The sequence below is a fragment of the Nocardia mexicana NBRC 108244 genome (assembly GCF_001613165.1).
Classification (GTDB): domain Bacteria; phylum Actinomycetota; class Actinomycetes; order Mycobacteriales; family Mycobacteriaceae; genus Nocardia; species Nocardia mexicana.
This window is the reverse complement of the sequence record NZ_BDBV01000052.1, coordinates 36,762-53,789: the sequence shown is the minus strand read 5'-3', so window position 1 is coordinate 53,789 and position 17,028 is coordinate 36,762. Positions and strand designations below refer to the sequence as shown.

Sequence of the window (17,028 nt, the reverse complement as noted above, 5' to 3'; positions counted from 1 at the left end):
CCGGCCTGCTTTCGGCCGGAATCCACCGCCCGTGCCGGGCATCACAGCCGAATCGGACATATCGATGCCGATGGATATGGACACATACGCTACATTTAAATGGAAATCGTTTCCGTTAGTGCGTGTCAGGAGTACCCCCGCGTGACCAGAAGTTTCGCCGTTCGAATGGCTGCCGCCGCGATGGGGGTCGCGGCCGCTGCGGGCCTGACCGCCTGCGGGAGCTCCGGCAACGACTCGGGCAAACTCACCGTCGTCGCCTCGACCAATGTCTGGGGCAGCATCGCCGCCGCGATCGCCGGACCCGACGTCGAGGTCAAGTCCATCATCGACAGCCCGACCGACGATCCGCACGAGTACCAGACCACGCCCACGGACGCCGCCGATATCCGCGACGCCGCGCTGGTGATCGTCAACGGCGGGCACTACGACGAGTTTGCCGAGAAGGCCGCCGAGGGTCGCAGCAAACCCACCATCAACGCGTTCGAGCTGAAGGCCGACAAGAGCGACGAGAACGAGCACGTCTGGTACGACGTGAACACCGTCGACGCGGTCGCCGCGAAGATCGCCGCCGACCTGGGCGCGGCCGACTCCGAACACGCGCAGGCCTTCACCGAGCGCGCCGATGCCTTCCGCGGCAAGCTGAAGGAGATCGGCGCGGTCACCACCAAGATCGCGACCGAGCACCCGAAGTCGCCGGTGCTGCAGACCGAGCCGCTGGCCCACTACCTACTGCTGGCCGCCGGCGCCGAGGACCGCACGCCGCACGGATTCGAGGAGGCCGTCGAGCAGGGCACCGATCCGGCGCCCGCCGATGTGGCCGCCGTGCGGGACCTGCTGACCGCCAAGCAGGTTCGCGCCCTGGTCTACAACGTGCAGACCGAGGACAAGACCACCGAGGACGTCGCCGAATCCGCGAAGGCCGCCGGGGTGCCGGTGGTCGAGGTGACCGAAACCCTGCCCGAGGGCACCGACTACATCGGCTGGCAGACCGGGAACGCCCAGGCCCTGGCCAAGGCCCTGGGCTGACGACAGGAGTTGCCGATGTCCGGGAACGTTCGCACGAGTGCACGAGTTGCACCTACCGAGCCGGTCGACGCGCAGTCCCCTACACCCGCGCCGCCGACCGGCTCACCGGACAACGGCACCCCCACCAGCGAGCGCCCGGCCGAGCCGGGCGCCGCGCCCGTCTCCGGCCCCGACCAGGAAAGGGCCACCGCCCCAGTGCTATTCGACGGCCGCAACGGCAACTCGGAGGTGGACGACCGATCGGAGGCTGTCGCGCGAGACGTTGCGGGCGGACGCCCGGCCCCACAGTCGGCGCCGGTCCCCGGCTGCCCGGCCTGCGACGATGACGGAGATACCGCGCCGACGGAAGCTCTCGCCTCGGACAACGCGCAGCGCAGCGATACCGTCGACGGCGCCGCGCCCCTGACCGGTGCCGCGTACCCGGAGACGAACGAGGCACGACCCGCTGTGCGGCTGCGGGATGCGCGCTTGTCGTTCGGGGAGCGGACGCTGTGGCAGGGGCTCGACCTGGAGGTCGCGCCGGGTGAGTTCATCGCCGTGCTCGGGCCGAACGGATCGGGCAAGACCTCGCTGTTGCGCATGCTGCTGGGTCAGCTGCAGCCGACGGACGGCACCGTCGATATCGCGGGTTCGCCTGCGCGGGTGGGGAATCCGCACATCGGTTACGTGCCGCAGCAGAAGACGATCGATTCCGGCGTGCAGTTGCGCGGCGTCGACCTGGTCGGGCTCGGCGTCGACGGGCACCGCTGGGGTCTGGGGTGGCGCGGGCGAAAGGAGCGGCGGCGCAAGGTCGCCGACGCGGTGGCGCAGGTCGGCGCCGGGCATTACGCGCACGCCCCGCTGGAATCGCTGTCCGGCGGCGAGCAGCAGCGGCTGCGGGTGGCGCAGGCGCTGGTGGGCGATCCGCGGGTGCTGCTGTGCGACGAACCGCTGCTGAGCCTGGATCTGGCCAATCAGCGGCTGGTGTCCGAACTCATCGACAAGCGACGCCGTGAGCACGACACCGCGGTGCTGTTCGTGACCCACGAGATCAATCCGATTCTGCCGCTGGTGGACCGGGTGCTGTATCTGGTCGACGGAAAGTTCCGGATCGGCACGCCGGACGAGGTGATGACCTCGGAGGTGCTGTCGGAGCTGTACCGCACCGAGGTGGACGTGCTGCGGGTGCGCGGGCGGCTGGTGGTCGTCGGCACGGGCGATGCCATGGACGCGCTCGGCGTCGCGGGCGGCCATTGCCACGGCGAGACGTCCGGTTCGGTGCAGGCATGATCGACAAGCTGTCCGACGTCTTCACCAAGATGTTCGACTTCCACACCACGGCGAACCTGCTGTCCTACGACTTCGTGCAGCAGGCCGTGCTGGCGGCGGCGCTGCTGGGCCTGCTGGCGGGCGCCATCGGGCCGCTGATCGTGAGCCGTCAGATGTCGTTCGCGGTGCACGGCACCAGCGAACTGTCGCTGACCGGTGCGGCCGCGGCGCTGCTGGCCGGGGTCGGTGTCGGACTCGGCGCGATAGCCGGATCGGTGATCGCGGCCGTCATGTTCGGCGTGCTGGGATCGCGGGCGCGGGAACGCGATTCGGTGATCGCGGTGGTGCTGTCGTTCGGGCTGGGCCTGTCGGTGCTGTTCCTGTGGCTGGGGCCCAGCCGCGCCGGGTCGAAGTTCTCGCTGCTGACCGGGCAGGTGGTCAGCGTCGGCAACGGCGGCCTGACCATGCTGACCGTGTGCTCGGTGGGCGTGCTCGCGGTGCTGGCGATCGTCTACCGGCCGCTGCTGTTCGCGAGCACCGACCCGGAGGTGGCCGTCGCCCGCGGCGTTCCGGTGCGCGCGCTGTCGGTGGTGTTCGCGGTGCTGCTCGGCATCACCGCGGCCTTCGGCGTTCAGATCGTCGGCGCCCTGCTGGTGCTGTCGCTGCTGATCACCCCCGCCGCGGCCGCCGCGAGGGTGACGGCGGACCCGCTCCGCGCCACGGTGCTGGCCATCGTCTTCGCCGAAATCTCCGCGGTGGGCGGCATTCTGCTCTCGCTGGCCCCCGGCGTCCCGGTGTCGACCTTCATCACCGCCATCGCCTTCGCCATCTACCTGATCTGCCGCCTAATCGGCACCCGCACCCGCCGCACGCACGCCACCCCGGCCCTCGCGACCGCAGCTCAGCCGTAGCCCGCTGCTCTACGATGGCTCTGTCAACCAGCCGAAGGACGGTCATCGTGTCGGAAGCATTCGACTGGTCTTCCCCGAAGACCTACAGCCAACCCGTCGACCTGGACGCCTATCTCGAGATGCCCGAGGAGGTTTCCCGGGCCATCGAGATCAAAGACGGCATGGTTGTCTTCTGCGAATCGGCATCCCCCAATCACAACGCGGTATCCCGGAATATCGAACGCGCACTGCTGGACGCCAATGCCAAGCGATCTCCGGCCGAGCCTTGTCTACGTGTCAATCGTGACCTGGACATGCTCGTATCCGAGGTGCCGTTCCACTTCAAACGACCCGACGTCATCGTCTACCGCTGTATCGAGCACTCCCGGCCGAGGTGGAAGAGAAAGCCGACGACCGGCGACACGATTCTGGCCGTGGAGGTCGTATCTCCCACTACGGTCACGGCGGATCTGATCGATAAGCGGGCCGAGTACGCCCGCTACGGTATCCAGCACTACTGGATCGTGCGGATGGCCAACGACGACGGGCCCGCGATCTCGGTGGAGATGCTCGTCCTGGACTCGGCGGGGCGATACGTGTCGCAAGGCCACCGCAGCCGTACCGATCCGAATGCCCCGGCCATCGAGACTCTCACCCCGCTGGATATTCGTGTCACCTGGCAGCAACTCGACGAGGGCACCGACTGATCCGGCGACGGCTGCGCCGTGCGGCTAGGCGGCACCGCCCTCACCCGCTAGGGCGAACAGGCCGTCCGGGGTTTGTTCGATGAGGCCGTCTACCAGCAGGGAGTCCAGGGCGCGGTCGCGCTGGCCCGGGTCGCGGGTCCAGGCCAGGTCCAAGGCGATTCGCTCGACCGGGCCGGACGCGCCGCGCAGCACGTCCAGCAGGCGGCCGCGGGCCTGGCGGTCGGTACCGTCGTATTTCTGGGTGCGGCGCACCACGTCCGACGCCGGGCGACCGGCGCTCACCCAGGCGCAGCGCGGCAGCGGGCAGCGCGCGCAGTCGGGATTGCGGGCCGTGCACACGGTCGCGCCGAGCTCCATCAGCGCCGCGGAAAGCGTTGCGGCGCGGTCGATCCGCTCCGGCAGCAGGGCCTCGGTCTCGGCCAGGTCGCGGGCGGCCGGATTACCGGCCTCCGCGCGGCCGTGCACGGCGCGGGCGACCACCCGGCGGACGTTGGTGTCCACCACCGGAACCCGCTGCCCGTAGGCGAAGCACGCCACCGCCCGCGCGGTATAGGCGCCGATGCCCGGCAGGCCCAGCAGCACGTCGACGTCGGACGGCACCTCGTCCCCGTGCTCGGCGGCCAGCACCTGCGCGCATTCGTGCAGCCGCAGCGCCCGCCGGGGATACCCGAGCTTGCCCCAGGCGCGCAGCACCTCGCCCTGCGTGGCGGCCGCCATCGCCGACGGCACCGGCCAGCGCGCCACCCACTCCCGCCAGATCGGCTCCACCCGCGCCACCGGCGTCTGCTGCAGCATGATCTCGCTCATCAGGATCTGCCACGCCGTCACCCCGGAGCGCCGCCACGGCAGGTCGCGGGCGGCCTCGCCGTACCAGTCGATGAGGGTGTCGGTATCGATGCTCACCGTCGCCCTTCCATCACAATCGGGCGCTGTTTGCCGGGGCGTAACTTCACGGACTCGCCAGTAATGATCACGCTGTGGAAAATGGGACACATGGCTCATACCAACCCGATCAGCGCCTGGAAGGCCCTGCGCGAGGGCAACGACAGGTTCGTCAACGGCACGTTGCAGCATCCTAGTCAGGGCGCCGCCGACCGGGCCAAGCTCGTCGCCGGGCAGCAGCCGTCGGCGATTCTGTTCGGGTGCGGGGACTCCCGCGTGGCCGCGGAGATCATCTTCGACCAGGGGCTGGGCGATATGTTCGTGGTGCGCACCGCGGGCCACGTCGTCGACTCCTCGGTCCTCGGATCCATCGAATACGGCGTCGAGGTGCTGCACGTGCCGCTGATCGTGGTGCTGGGCCACGACACCTGCGGCGCCGTGCGGGCGACCATCGACGCCCTCGACGGCGGCGACGTCCCCGGCGGGTTCATCCGCAGCGTGGTCGAGCGGGTCACCCCGTCGATCCTGATCGGGCGGCGTGAGGGACTCACCGGGGTGGACGAGCTCGAGGCCCGCCACGTCGTGGAAACCAGTCGGTTGCTGATGCAGCGATCGATGACCATTTCGCAGCGGGTCGCCACCGGCGAATGCGCGATCGCCTGTGTCACTTACAAACTCGAGGACGGCCGGGTCAAGCTCCACCGTGCGGTCGGGAACATCGGCGAGGTGGCCTGACGGGAGCGCGGAAAGGTACCCGGCGCCGCCGCCACTTCCACCCCGACACGCCGGGGCGCTGAGCGGGGCGTGCCCGATCGTGCCCTTACCGTTGTTGCGTGCTGGAACCGAACGGACCGCTCCCTCCGGAGATCTACTGGCGCCGCCGCCTGCTCGCCATCGGAGCCCTGGTCGTCGCCCTCGTACTGGTGATCTGGCTGGCCGTCATGCTGCTGCGCGGCGGCGGCGACGACAAGAACCCGAACGCCGCGACCACCTCGACCTCGGCGCCCGTGAGCCAGGCCGCCGCCGGATCCAGCACGCCCGAACCCAGCACCTCGCAGTCCGCGTCGGCCACCGCGAGCGGTTCCGCGGCGGCATGCCCGGACCAGTCGCTGGCGGTCAAGGTGACGGTCGGGCAGCCCACCTACAAGACGGGCGAGCAGCCCGTGTTCGGCATCGTCGCGACCAATATCTCCACCACCGCCTGCCAGCGCGATATGGGGTCGGGGATGCAGCAGGTCACGGTGCAATCGCTGGACGGCCAGCGCCGGCTGTGGTCCAACACCGACTGCGATCAGGGCGGCCCCACCGATATGCGCACGCTCAAGGGCGGTGAGCAGGCGGCGTTCACGCTCACCTGGTCCGGGACGACCTCGCAGCCGGGCTGCGCCGGCGAGCGGGTCAAGGTGCCGCCGGGCGCGTACGCGGTTGTCGCCCAGCTGGGTTCGGTCCGCAGCGCGCCGGAGACGTTCAACATCGGCTGAACGCCGGTTACACGCTGCCGGACTCGGCCAGCCGGGACAGCCCCTCCCGGACCTGGCGCGCGAACAGGGCATCCACCTCCTCGACGGCCTCGAGTTCGGCCGTGGTCGCCGACAGCAGCCCCGGGAGCGATCCGAACGCGGCCACCAGCGGCTCCACCGCGTGCAGCGAGACCCGGGGAAGCTCGGCGAGCAGCCGGTAGCCGCGCGGGCCGACGCCGGTGTCGAGTGCCTCGATCGTCGCCGGAAAGCCCAGGGGCGGAGCCAGATTCGTCGGCTCCAGCAGTTCCACCTCGAGCAGTTCGTCGAGTTCCGCCAGGGCCCGGTCGATCGCGGCGTCGTCGACCCGGTCGGCGCGCAGATAGTCGCGCACCACCAGGCGGCGCACGCCGTCGGTGTTGCCCACCACCTCGGCCAGCTGCAGCGCCAATTGGCGGCCGTCGACACCGAGTTCCCCCACGTCGGAGTCGATCTCGCGGGCCACCCGCCGGATCAGTTCCAGGCAGTGCACGACGGTCAGCACATCGCGCAGCGTGACGTAGTCCTCCAGTTCCACCAGCGACAGCTGCCTGGTCATCTCGTCCAGCCGGGACCGGTAGCGCTCCAGGGTCGCCATCGCCTGATTGGCGCGGGAGAGGATGACCTCCGACGGCTGGATCACCTGCCGGGTGCCGGGCGCGTACACCGTGACGATTCCGGTCGACCGGCTCACCGACACCACCGGGAGGCCGGTGTGCGCGGCGGTGCGCTCGGCGGCCTTGTGCCGGGTGCCCGACTCCTCGGTCGGCAGCGCCGGATCCGGCACCAGATGCACATTGGCCCTTCGGATGTGCGTGCCGTCGGTCGAGATCACCACGGCGCCATCCATTTTCGACAGTTCGCGCAGTCGGGTCGGCGAGAATTCCACGTCCAGCTCGAAGCCGCCGTCGCAGATCTGCTCGACCGCCTCGTCGTACCCCAGCACGATCAGCGCACCGGTGCGCGCCAACAGGATCCGGTCGATGCCGTCGCGCAGAGCGGTGCCGGGGACCAGGCGCGCGACCATGTCCGGCGAGGTCGCCTCCGGTGTTGCGGTGCGACGACCCGTTCGGCTCGGCTCCGCCGTCTTTCGCCCTGTCATGACACTCCCCCGCATCGATTCTTCGGAACCCGGCTCGCCCGCCGATGGATCGCGGTCCGGTTGCGGCACAGCCCGTTTCGGCTCCGACGGTTCCGGCGCGGGCCTGCCCAGCAGGTTGGTGACCCACCGGCCTGGGTTCATTCGGCAGCCTCCGCACGCTCGCGATTTCGCTTCTGCAGGCCCCGGGCGATGGCCGCCCGGACATCCGACACCTCGTGCACCTTCATGGCGATGCCGGAGCGGTCCACGCCCGGCGGCACCAACGCCTCCGTGAAACCTAACCGCTCGGCCTCGGCGAGTCGACGCCCGAGCCCCGTGACGCGCCGCACCTCTCCGGCCAATCCGACCTCACCGAGGATCACCATCCCCGCGCGCACCGGCCGGTCCCGCGCGGCGCCGGTGAGCGCCAACGCGATTGCCAGATCCGCGGCGGGTTCGGACAACCGCATGCCGCCGACCGTCGCCGCGTAGACGTCGGCCTTGCCGAGCGATACCCCGCACCGGCTCTGCAGCACGGCCAGCACCATCGCGACCCGGTTGTAGTCGAGCCCGCTCACCGCCCGGCGCGGCGTCGGAATCTGGGTTTCGACGGTCAGGCCCTGCACCTCGCCGAGCAGCGGGCGCTTGCCGTCCATGGCGACCGTGATCGCCGTTCCCGGCACCGGATCGGCGCGGTGATGCAGGAACAGCCCGGAAGGGTCGGAGACTCCGGAGATGCCGTTGTCGTGCAGTTCGAAGCAGCCCACCTCGTCGGCGCTGCCGAAGCGGTTCTTGATCCCGCGCACCATGCGCAGCGTGGAGTGGCGGTCGCCCTCGAACTGCAGCACCACGTCCACCAGATGTTCCAGGGTGCGGGGCCCGGCCACATTGCCGTCCTTGGTGACGTGGCCGACCAGCAGCACCGCGATCCCGCTCGCCTTGGCGAGCGAGGTGAGCGCCGCGGTCACCGCGCGTACCTGGGTGACGCCGCCGATCACCCCGTCGGCGTCGGCGGCGAGCATGGTCTGCACCGAGTCCACCACCAGCAGGGTGGGCCGCACCTGCTCGACGTGGCCGAGGATGGTCGCGAGATCGGATTCGGCTGCCAGATAGACCCTTTCGTGCACCGCGTCGGTGCGGTCGGCCCGCAGCTTCACCTGGCCCGCCGACTCCTCGGCGGTGACGTACAGCGACCGCTCGTCGCGCTGCCGGGCCCAGCGGTGCGCGACCTCGAGCAGCAGCGTCGACTTGCCCACCCCGGGCTCGCCGGACAGCAGCACCACCGATCCGGGCACGACGCCGCCCCCGAGCACCCGGTCGAGTTCGCCGACGCCGGTCGACCGCGCCCGGGTGACCTGTGAGTCGATGGTGGAGATCGGCGCCGCCGCGGTGGAGGGCAGCAGCGCCTTGCGCCCGGCCGACCCCATGGCCGGGGCGGCCGCCGCCTCCTCGATCGACCCCCACTCGCTACACCCCGGGCACCGCCCCACCCATTTGGCAACCTCGTGCCCGCACGCGGAGCAGCGATACAGCGACTTCACCTTGGCCACGAACGCAGCCTAAGTGGTTCGGACGACATGTCAGCGGAGCACGCCCGCCATTCTCAGTGGCCGCTCTTGCCCTCGCCCGCGCCCTCCGCGGCCTTGTCTTCCTTGCGCGCGGCATCCGGCCCGGCGTCCACGGGGACGTCGACCTGCACGGTGCCGTTCTCCTTGAAGTTGAACGTCACCTTGTAGGTCAGGCCCGGGGTGATGTTCTGGGTCAGGCCGCTGATCTCGACCAGGATCGGCTTGCCGGGCTCGGCCGGGTGCTCCGCGGCGCCGTGCCCCTCCGGGTGAGCCGTGCTCGACGCGGTGGCGCTGCTCGGGGCGGCGGTGGTCGGCGCGGCCGAGCTGGTGGGCGCCGCGGCGCTGGTGGGGGCGGCGTGCTCATCGCCGTGTCCGGCCTGCTCGCCGGCGGCCCCGGGCTGCAGGCCCGCGACGATGGTCTGCTGGAACTTCAGCTGCGGGCTGCCCGGGGTGATCTTCACCGTGCCCAGATCGGAGGTGATGCTGGTGAGTTCGTCCGACTTCGACTCACCCGCGTTGACGGCGCTGAAGGCGAGGACCGCCTTGCCGCCCTTGGCATTGGTGTACTGCTCCGACTGCGGCAGCAGGATGCGCACGTCGCGCAGGGCCACCTGCCCGACGTCGGCACTGTTGCCGTTGACGGCCGCGACCTGCGAGGCGGTCTGCGAGATCTGGCCCGCGCCACAGCCGGACAGCGCCAGGGCCGCGCCCGCGGCGAGGGCGGCAACAGCAACGGCACTCCGCGGCGCCTTACGCACGGCACGCCGTGGCGCCTTCGACGCTGTGGTGGCATTCAGGGCAGTCACGGGTTGTCCTCCATGTCGACCGGCTCACTCCACGATGCAGAGTAGTAGTAGGGAGCGTAGTAGTTGACGCCGAACCCCCCGTGTCGGGTGTTGTGTCTATGGCCATTGCCACCGCGACGGGCGATCCGGCGGCCGGATTTGCGGCGGTCTATGCTTCGACACTCGGGTGCCCGCGACGAGAAGTCGGCGGTAGGCGCGGTCGGCCGCCGCTCGGAAGCCGTTCTGGCACAAGGGGATGCACACGGACGCGGTTCTGTCAACCCCCACCGCTCCCCCGTTGTGGCCCTGACCTGCGTCGTTGATCGCGCCGTTACCGAGTCGCATGTTAAACTGTGAACATCGAAAGGGGCACGGGACACATGATTTTTAAGGTCGGAGACACCGTCGTTTACCCCCACCACGGAGCGGCGCTGATCGAAGCTATCGAGACTCGCACCATCAAGGGTGTGCAGAAAGAGTATCTGGTCCTGAAGGTCGCACAAGGCGATCTCACCGTTCGGGTTCCCGCGGAGAACGCGGAGTACGTCGGCGTCCGCGACGTCGTCGGCCAGGAGGGTCTCGATCGGGTCTTCCAGGTGCTGCGTGCGCCGCACACGGAGGAACCGACGAACTGGTCCCGCCGCTACAAGGCCAACCTGGAGAAGCTCGCCTCCGGCGATGTGAACAAGGTGGCCGAGGTCGTGCGTGACCTGTGGCGTCGGGAGCAGGATCGCGGCCTGTCCGCCGGCGAGAAGCGCATGCTGGCCAAGGCCCGCCAGATCCTCGTCGGTGAGCTCGCCCTCGCTGAGGGCACCGACGATGTCAAGGCCGAGACCCTGCTCGACGAGGTTCTCGCCGCGGCTTCCTGACCGTGAGAAGTACGCACGACGACAGTCGTGTCGTGGCGCTGGTGCCTGCCGCCGGCCAGGGCGTACGCCTGGGCGAATCGATGCCCAAGGCTTTCGTCCCGGTCGGCGGCAGGCCCATGCTCACACTCGCTGTGGACGGCCTGATCGCGTCCGAGGTCGTGGACCGCATCGTGATCATGGTGCCCGCCGAGCTGATCGGTGAGGCGGAGGTCCTGCTCGCCACTCGTGCCCGGGCGGCAGGACGCAACGGTCGGAGCCCGCACCGCACCGACGACGCCCCGGTGCCGGTGAGCGTGGTCGCGGGCGGCACCGAACGCACCGATTCCGTGCGCGCCGGTATCGCGGCCGCGCCGGAGGCCGACCATTTCCTGGTTCACGACGCGGCGCGCGCCCTGACGCCGCCCGCACTCATCGCCCGGGTGGTCGGCGAACTGCGCGCGGGCCAGCGCGCGGTCGTCCCCGGTGTCGCGGTGACCGACACGATCAAGTCGGTCGACGAGCGCGGCGATGTGACCGGCACCCCCGATCGCGCGCAGCTGCGTGCGATCCAAACTCCCCAGGGATTCGACGCCCGGCTGCTGCGCGAGGCCTACGCGCACGCCGTCCCCGCTACGGATGATGCGGGCCTGGTCGAACTCCTCGGCGCGAGCGTCCGGGTCATCCCCGGCGATCCCATGGCCTTCAAGATCACGACCCCGCTCGATCTCCGCCTGGCCCGAACGCTGCTCGCCGACAGTGACATTCGCGAGGTGCCGGCATGACCGGAACAATGGACATCCGCGTCGGCATCGGCTCCGACGTGCATCCGATCGAGCCCGGCCGCCCCTGCTGGATCGCGGGCCTGCTGTTCGAGGGCGACAGCGGCTGCGCCGGGCACTCCGACGGCGATGTGGCCGCGCACGCGCTCTGCGACGCGCTGCTGTCCGCGGCGGGCCTGGGCGACGTGGGCGCGGTGTTCGGCACCGGCCGTCCCGAGTGGGAGGGCGTGTCCGGCGCCGCCATGCTGAAGGAGGTGCGGCGGCTGCTCGACGAGTCCGGTTACGCGATCGTCAACGCCGCCGTGCAGGTCATCGGCAATCGGCCCAAGATCGGGCCGCGCCGCGGCGAGGCCCAGCAGGTGCTGGGAGAACTTCTGGGTGCACCGGTCTCGGTATCGGGCACCACCACCGACGGCCTGGGATTGACCGGCCGCGGCGAGGGCGTGGCGGCGGTGGCGACCGCGCTGCTGCAGCGCTGTACCGAGGACTGTCCGGGTTCGCACTGAACCCCGGCTCCCACCCGAGGATGCGCGCGTGATCCGTGCGCCCGTACCCTGCAATAAACCGCCCGTACTCTCGCTCTTTGCCCATAGCTAGGATGGCTGGTCGTGACTCTGCGCCTGTTCGACACCGAAACGCGGACCCTGCGTGATTTCACGCCGCTGGTCCCCGGCCGTGTTTCGTTGTATCTGTGTGGCGCCACCGTGCAGAGCGATCCCCACATCGGTCACGTGCGCAGCGGCGTCGCGTTCGACGTGCTGCGCCGCTGGCTCGTCGCCAACGGCAATGATGTGGCGTTCGTCCGCAACGTCACCGATATCGAAGACAAGATCCTGAACAAGGCCGCGGCGGCGGGCCGCCCCTGGTGGGAGTGGGCTGCCACGCACGAGCGCGCCTTCCAGCGCGCCTACGAGGCGCTCGGGGTGCTGCCGCCCTCGGTGGAACCGCGCGCCACCGGGCATATCACCCAGATGGTCGAGCTGATGCAGCGGCTGATCGACCGCGGCCACGCCTATCCGTCCGAGGGCAACGTCTACTTCGACGTGCGCAGCTATCCCGAGTACGGCAAGTTGTCCGGCCATCGGCTCGACGACGTCCACCAGGGCGAGAGCGCGGGCGAGGGCAAGCGCGATCCGCTCGACTTCACGCTGTGGAAGGCCGCCAAGCCCGGCGAGCCGACCTGGCCGTCGCCGTGGGGCCCGGGGCGGCCCGGCTGGCATCTGGAATGCTCGGCGATGGCCGAGTTCTATCTCGGACCGGAATTCGACATCCATTGCGGCGGTATGGATCTGGTGTTCCCGCACCACGAGAACGAGATCGCCCAGTCGCGTGCCGCCGGAGACGGCTTCGCCCGGTACTGGCTGCACAACGGCTGGGTGACCCTGGGCGGGGAGAAGATGGCGAAATCGCTGGGCAATACGCTCTCGGTGCCCAATGTGCTGAAAAACGTTCGCGCCGTGGAACTTCGGTTCTATCTGGGCAGCGCGCACTACAGCTCGATGCTGGAGTATTCGGATCAGGCGCTGCGCGACGCGGCCCAGACCTATCAGCGGCTCGAGGCGTTCGTGCAGCGCACGGTGGAGCGCGCCGGAGAGGTTCCGGTCGGCAAGTGGACCGACGCGTTCGCGGAGGCGCTCGATGACAATCTCGCAATTCCCCGGGCGCTGGCCGAGATTCATCGCGTCGTGCACGAGGGAAACAAGGCACTGGAATCCGGCGCGACCGACATCGCCCGGGAATCGGCGGCGCAGGCGCGCGCCATGCTCGGCATCCTCGGCGTGGATCCGCTGGATCCGCACTGGCTGAATCCGGCCGACTCCTCCTCCGCCCTGGATGCTCTCGACGTCCTGGTGCGCGCGGAGCTGGACCGGCGTCAGCAGGCCCGCACCGATAAGGACTGGGCCACCGCCGATGCGGTGCGCGACCGGTTGAAGGAGGCCGGTGTCGAGGTCACCGACACCCCGGAGGGGCCGGAATGGTCCCTGAACAAGGAGGCGTGATGGGCGCGTCTCCTCGCGCACGGGTGTCCCCTACGGCTCGGAAGGCGTACTGATGGCAGGCAATTCGCAGCGGCGGGGCGCAATCCGCAAGGGCGGCACCAAGAAGGGCCAGACGGTCGGCTCCGGCGGGCAGCGCCGCCGCGGCCTAGAGGGCCGGGGTGCGACCCCACCGGCGACCGCGCGCAAGTACCACCCGGCCGCCAAGCGAGCGGCGGCCGCGGCCAAGGCCGCACCGGCGAAGGGCCGCCCCGCGGGGCGGCCCGGCACCCGCAAGGGCGACGGCGGTCCGGAACTGGTGCTGGGCCGTAATCCCGTGGTGGAGTGCCTGCGCGCCGGTGTGCCCGCGACCGCGCTGTACGTCGCGGTCGGCACCGAGAACGACGAGCGGCTCACCGAGGCCGTGAAACTCGCCGCGGACACCGGGATCTCGATCCTGGAGGTGCCGCGCACCGACCTGGACAAGATGAGCAGCAACGGGCTGCATCAGGGCATGGCGCTGCAGGTCCCGCCGTACCGCTACGCGCATCCCGACGATCTGCTGGATGCCGCCCGCGGCGCACCGGAACCGGCGCTGCTGGTGGCCCTGGACAACATCTCCGACCCGCGCAACCTGGGCGCGGTGATCCGCTCGGTGGCGGCCTTCGGCGGACACGGCGTGGTGATTCCGCAGCGCCGCAGCGCCAGCGTGACGGCGGTGGCGTGGCGCACCAGCGCGGGCGCCGCGGCCCGGCTGCCCGTGGCCCGCGCCACCAATCTGACTCGCACACTGAAGGATTACGCCAACGCCGGGCTGCAGATCGTGGGCCTGGACGCGGGCGGGGACACCACGCTCGACGAATTCGACGGCAGCGCACCGACTGTCGTGGTGGTCGGCTCGGAGGGCAAGGGCCTGTCGCGCCTGGTCCGAGACACCTGCGACAGCATCCTCAGCATTCCGATGGCGGGTCCGGTGGAGTCGCTGAACGCCTCGGTGGCCGCGGGTGTGGTGCTGGCCGATATCGCCCGGCAGCGCCGAATCTGACCGCGACCTTGCGCGTCAGCGCGCTTTCGCCGGGCTTGTCCCCATAGACTTGATCGGTGGCCATGAACCAGCCCCCGTACTACTGGCTCGAGCAGCAGCAGATCGGGAACCCGGTCGAGCACCCACACGCGACAACGATCCTGCTGCTCGGGGCGCTGAGCATATTCTGTTGCGGCGCATTGGGTCCCGTGGCGTGGACGATGGGCAAGCGGGCGCTGGACCAGATCGAGGCCTCCGGCGGCCAGATCGGCGGTCGCATGCAGGTGCTGGTGGGCTACATCCTGGGCATCGTCGGCACCGTTCTGATGGTGCTGGTCGGGATCCTGTTCATGTTCATGCTGGTCGGCGGCAACGCCTGAGCCGGGATCAGCCCAAGCCGGGCCGGTCCGGCTCGATCGGAACTCCCCAGGCGGGCCACTCGGCGCTGACGCTGCCGGTCCACTTCGGCTGGCGCCGGTCGCGCAGGGCCGCCATGCCCTCGCCGCCGTCCACGCTCTGGGCCGCGTAGTTGTTCAGATCGGTCTCCAACCGGCCGACCGCCTCGGCGCTCATGCCCAGGCTCTCCCACAGCAGCCGCTTGGACAGCGCGACCGGCAGCGGCGCCGAGCCACCGGCGATATCGTGCGCGACCGCGAGCGCCGTCGGCAGCACCTCACCGGCCGACAGGCAGCTGTTGGCCAGGCCCATCGCCTTGGCCTCGTCGCCGTCGAAGGTGCGGCCGGTGAGCATGATGTCGGCCGCGTTGGCCATGCCGACCAGCCGCGGCAGCGTCCAGTGCGCGTATCCGTCCGCGACGACCGCGCGCCGGACCTGGTTGAGCCCGTATACGGCATCGCGGGCCATGTACCGCAGGTCGCACTGCAGCGCGAGCGCCAGGCCGATCCCGACGGCATGCCCGTTGACGGCCGCGATCACCGGCTTGCGGATCCGCCACGGCGCCGGATCGATGGTGCCGGTGACGTCGCCGACCCGGTTGGACAGATCGGCCCCGGCACAGAAGGCGGGCGGGGTGCCGGTGATGATCACCGCGCGGATGGCGTCCTCGGTATCGCAGCGCCGCAGCGCCGTGCCGAGCTCGGCGGCCATCGTCGGAGTGAAGGCGTTCTGCTGAGCGGGACGGTTGAGCGTGAGCACGGCGATTCCGGCAGAGACATCGACGTGCAATTCCGAACTCATACGAGAAGATCCTAGTTCTGTTGCCGCTGCCCGCGCCCGGGTTCGGGCCCGGCCGCACCGCCGGGAAACCCTGCCGGACCGGACAGCGTCCGTAACACCGCGATCAACAAGATCACGACCCTCCCCACCCACGCAACCCGCGAGGCAAGGGCTGACACTGTCAACCCACGACCCACCAACAGAGCCCGGCAATGCGACGCAGGAGCGAGCCGGAGCGAACCGCCGACTAACGCAGCACCCGCCGCCCGATCGCCCACTTGTGGACCTCCGTCGGCCCGTCGTACAGCCGAAACGCGCGCATATCGCGGAAGATCATCTCGACCACGGTCTCGTCGCTGATCCCGATGCCGCCGAGCACCTGCACACAGCGGTCGGTCACCTTGAACAGTTCCTCGGACACGTACGACTTGGCCATCGAGCTCTCGTGGCGGGCCTTGTGGCCCTGGTCCATCAGCCAGCAGGCGTGCCAGATGGTCAGGCGGCACTGGTGCAGCGCGATCTCGTTGTCGGCCAGCATGAACGACACGCCCTCGTGTTCGCCGATCGGCTTGCCGAAGGCGGTCCGGGTCTTGGCGTAGTCGACGGCGATGCTCTGGGCGCGTTCGGCGGCGCCGAGCCAGCGCATGCAGTGGGTGAGCCGGGCGGGGGCCAGCCGCAGCTGCGCGTACCGCATCGCCTGGCCGGTCTCGCCGAGCACCGATTCCTTCGGCAGCACCAGGTTCTCGAAGCGCACCACGCCGTGGCCACCGACGTAGTTGCGATCCATGGTGTTCATGGTGCGTTCGATGACGATGCCTGGGGCGTCGCCCTCGGTCAGGAACAGCGTCGGGCCTTCGGGCAGGTGCGGGTTGGCCTCCAGCCGCGCCATGATGATCCAGGTCTTGGCCCCGTCGGCGCCGGTGATGAGCCATTTGCGGCCGTTGACGGTGAAGTTCTCGCCGTCGAAGGTGGCGGTGGTGGCCAGTTGGCCCGGGTCGGACCCGGCGCCGCCGGGTTCGGTCATGGCGAAGACCGAGCGCTGGTGGCCGTTGATCACCGGCATCAGGTAGCGGTCGGTCTGCTCCTGGTTCGCGACCTTGGAGAGCAGGAACATATTGCCCTCGTCGGGGGCGGCGCAGTTCATCGCGACCGGGCCGAGGGTGGACCAACCGGCCGCCTCGTACAGCACGGCCTGTTCGATATGCGACAGGCCGCGCCCACCGAGTTCCACCGGGGCCTGGACGGTCAGTAGCTTCTCGGCGCGGGCCAGCTCGACGAGCTCCTGGCGCAGTTCGTCGTTCGGGCCATGCGCGGTCAGCCGGGCGTCGCGCTCGTAGGGAACGATTTTGTCGATGACGAACTGGCGAATCCGGTCGCGTTCGGCGGCGAGGTCGGCGGGAATCGAGAAGTCGATCATCGTGTGGTCACCTTCGTTCGGGGGCGTGCGACGAGCATACGACGGCGGTCCCCCTGGACTGCAGGCGACCGCCATCAAACCGATTGGCGGCTCACTTCACCACATATTTGCGCATGTAACCAAGG

General features: G+C 69.8%; 18 protein-coding genes. 12 read left to right on the top strand and 6 right to left on the bottom strand.

Annotated elements, in window-relative coordinates; translation table 11 throughout:
* Window positions 1-180: 180 nt before the first annotated feature.
* From NM1_RS21205 to NM1_RS21190, 4 genes are all read left to right on the top strand, one after another.
* On the top strand, window positions 181-1,026 hold the full coding sequence (locus NM1_RS21205; protein WP_084519862.1) for a metal ABC transporter solute-binding protein, Zn/Mn family: 846 nt from the start codon (window positions 181-183) through the stop codon (window positions 1,024-1,026).
* 402 nt (window positions 1,027-1,428) lie between these two features.
* The gene (locus tag NM1_RS21200; protein WP_068022583.1) at window positions 1,429-2,295 is read left to right on the top strand and encodes a metal ABC transporter ATP-binding protein; all 867 of its coding nucleotides are present in this window, start codon (window positions 1,429-1,431) and stop codon (window positions 2,293-2,295) included.
* Window positions 2,292-3,185: a metal ABC transporter permease gene (locus tag NM1_RS21195; protein ID WP_068022396.1), complete on the top strand. Its 894-nt coding sequence runs from the start codon at window positions 2,292-2,294 to the stop codon at window positions 3,183-3,185. Before NM1_RS21200 ends, NM1_RS21195 begins: the two co-directional genes overlap by 4 nt.
* A 47-nt stretch (window positions 3,186-3,232) precedes the next feature.
* The gene (locus NM1_RS21190) at window positions 3,233-3,871 is read left to right on the top strand and encodes a Uma2 family endonuclease (protein ID WP_169814301.1); all 639 of its coding nucleotides are present in this window, start codon (window positions 3,233-3,235) and stop codon (window positions 3,869-3,871) included.
* Between the two features lie 24 nt (window positions 3,872-3,895).
* Here the strand turns inward: NM1_RS21190 and NM1_RS21185 are convergent, their stop codons facing one another.
* Window positions 3,896-4,774: an iron-sulfur binding domain-containing protein gene (locus tag NM1_RS21185; RefSeq protein ID WP_068022393.1), complete on the bottom strand. Its 879-nt coding sequence runs from the start codon at window positions 4,772-4,774 to the stop codon at window positions 3,896-3,898.
* Window positions 4,775-4,864: 90 nt separating this feature from the next.
* Here NM1_RS21185 and NM1_RS21180 point away from each other — a divergent pair, with 90 nt between their 5' ends.
* Together NM1_RS21180 and NM1_RS21175 are read left to right on the top strand one after the other, a co-directional pair.
* Window positions 4,865-5,488, top strand: coding sequence for a carbonic anhydrase (locus NM1_RS21180; protein WP_068022577.1), 624 nt, complete (start codon window positions 4,865-4,867; stop codon window positions 5,486-5,488).
* Window positions 5,489-5,586: 98 nt separating this feature from the next.
* A complete protein-coding gene (locus tag NM1_RS21175; protein WP_068022391.1) occupies window positions 5,587-6,234 on the top strand; it encodes a DUF4232 domain-containing protein in 648 nt (215 codons plus the stop codon).
* A 7-nt stretch (window positions 6,235-6,241) separates the two neighbouring features.
* Here the strand turns inward: NM1_RS21175 and disA are convergent, their stop codons facing one another.
* From disA to NM1_RS21160, 3 genes are all read right to left on the bottom strand, one after another.
* Window positions 6,242-7,351, bottom strand: a complete 1,110-nt coding sequence (disA, locus tag NM1_RS21170; protein ID WP_084519860.1) for a DNA integrity scanning diadenylate cyclase DisA — start codon at window positions 7,349-7,351, stop codon at window positions 6,242-6,244.
* Between the two features lie 137 nt (window positions 7,352-7,488).
* On the bottom strand, window positions 7,489-8,880 hold the full coding sequence (radA, locus tag NM1_RS21165) for a DNA repair protein RadA (RefSeq protein ID WP_084519859.1): 1,392 nt from the start codon (window positions 8,878-8,880) through the stop codon (window positions 7,489-7,491).
* A 53-nt stretch (window positions 8,881-8,933) separates the two neighbouring features.
* Window positions 8,934-9,704 carry a copper chaperone PCu(A)C domain-containing protein gene (locus NM1_RS21160; RefSeq protein WP_373864060.1) on the bottom strand — a complete coding sequence of 257 codons (771 nt, stop codon included), beginning with the start codon at window positions 9,702-9,704 and terminating at the stop codon, window positions 8,934-8,936.
* A 359-nt stretch (window positions 9,705-10,063) separates the two neighbouring features.
* On the opposite strand from NM1_RS21160, the gene carD reads away from it, so the two are divergent.
* The 6 genes from carD (at window position 10,064) to NM1_RS21130 (ending at window position 14,690) form a co-directional block, all read left to right on the top strand.
* Window positions 10,064-10,552, top strand: coding sequence for an RNA polymerase-binding transcription factor CarD (gene carD / locus NM1_RS21155; protein ID WP_019931623.1), 489 nt, complete (start codon window positions 10,064-10,066; stop codon window positions 10,550-10,552).
* Between the two features lie 80 nt (window positions 10,553-10,632).
* Complete coding sequence (locus NM1_RS21150; protein WP_246011512.1) at window positions 10,633-11,313, top strand: IspD/TarI family cytidylyltransferase; 681 nt, start codon at window positions 10,633-10,635, stop codon at window positions 11,311-11,313.
* Between the two features lie 14 nt (window positions 11,314-11,327).
* Window positions 11,328-11,816, top strand: a complete 489-nt coding sequence (gene ispF / locus NM1_RS21145; protein WP_068022571.1) for a 2-C-methyl-D-erythritol 2,4-cyclodiphosphate synthase — start codon at window positions 11,328-11,330, stop codon at window positions 11,814-11,816.
* Between the two features lie 102 nt (window positions 11,817-11,918).
* Window positions 11,919-13,310, top strand: a complete 1,392-nt coding sequence (gene cysS / locus NM1_RS21140) for a cysteine--tRNA ligase (protein ID WP_068022381.1) — start codon at window positions 11,919-11,921, stop codon at window positions 13,308-13,310.
* 52 nt (window positions 13,311-13,362) lie between these two features.
* Window positions 13,363-14,331, top strand: coding sequence for a 23S rRNA (guanosine(2251)-2'-O)-methyltransferase RlmB (gene rlmB / locus NM1_RS21135; protein ID WP_068022378.1), 969 nt, complete (start codon window positions 13,363-13,365; stop codon window positions 14,329-14,331).
* A gap of 62 nt (window positions 14,332-14,393) precedes the next feature.
* Complete coding sequence (locus NM1_RS21130) at window positions 14,394-14,690, top strand: DUF4190 domain-containing protein (RefSeq protein ID WP_068022376.1); 297 nt, start codon at window positions 14,394-14,396, stop codon at window positions 14,688-14,690.
* Window positions 14,691-14,697: 7 nt separating this feature from the next.
* On the opposite strand, the gene NM1_RS21125 is transcribed toward NM1_RS21130, so the two are convergent.
* Both NM1_RS21125 and NM1_RS21120 read right to left on the bottom strand, forming a co-directional pair.
* On the bottom strand, window positions 14,698-15,507 hold the full coding sequence (locus NM1_RS21125; protein WP_068022373.1) for an enoyl-CoA hydratase/isomerase family protein: 810 nt from the start codon (window positions 15,505-15,507) through the stop codon (window positions 14,698-14,700).
* Window positions 15,508-15,733: 226 nt separating this feature from the next.
* Window positions 15,734-16,903: an acyl-CoA dehydrogenase family protein gene (locus tag NM1_RS21120; RefSeq protein ID WP_068022371.1), complete on the bottom strand. Its 1,170-nt coding sequence runs from the start codon at window positions 16,901-16,903 to the stop codon at window positions 15,734-15,736.
* Window positions 16,904-17,028 lie beyond the last annotated feature (125 nt).